The sequence below is a fragment of the Staphylococcus coagulans genome (assembly GCF_002901995.1).
In the GTDB taxonomy this organism is placed as follows: Bacteria; Bacillota; Bacilli; order Staphylococcales; family Staphylococcaceae; genus Staphylococcus; species Staphylococcus coagulans.
The window spans coordinates 1-413 of sequence record NZ_PPQN01000145.1 but is presented as its reverse complement, the minus strand read 5'-3'; the positions used below and the strand labels follow the sequence as shown (position 1 = coordinate 413).

Here is a 413-nt window from a genome sequence, read left to right as displayed (position 1 = left end):
ATCATATTTTTCATAACCAGCAATCGTTAATGAATCCATAAGATTCTTTATACTCTTTTTATATTGATCAACAGTAACTGATTTATTATTTCTTGACTCCATTATCGATAATGCTTTCGATTTATATGGATTTTCTTCCCCAGAAACAATCGCAAATGCTTCACCTCCTACTAAAAAGTGTGAAGCGAGAACTGCACTTGCTGATAAAACAACTAACTTCTTTTTCATTAATTAATCTCCCTTAATATAAATAATTTATTCGCAAACAATGATTTAATCTCCCAATTATTTTTGTCGCGAATGTTGATTATATACTGGTTTAAAAATAAGAGAAATTAAATCAGGATTAATTAATCTTTAACAATTCTTAAGGCGTTTAACAATTGATTAATAAATAGTGTGCAAAACTTTGT

Annotated in this window: 1 pseudogene; it reads right to left on the bottom strand. The window is 27.6% G+C overall.

Going from position 1 to position 413, the window contains the following annotated elements:
- A pseudogene (locus tag CD118_RS11830) lies at positions 1-228 on the bottom strand (coagulase domain-containing protein); the annotation flags it as partial.
- Positions 229-413 lie beyond the last annotated feature (185 nt).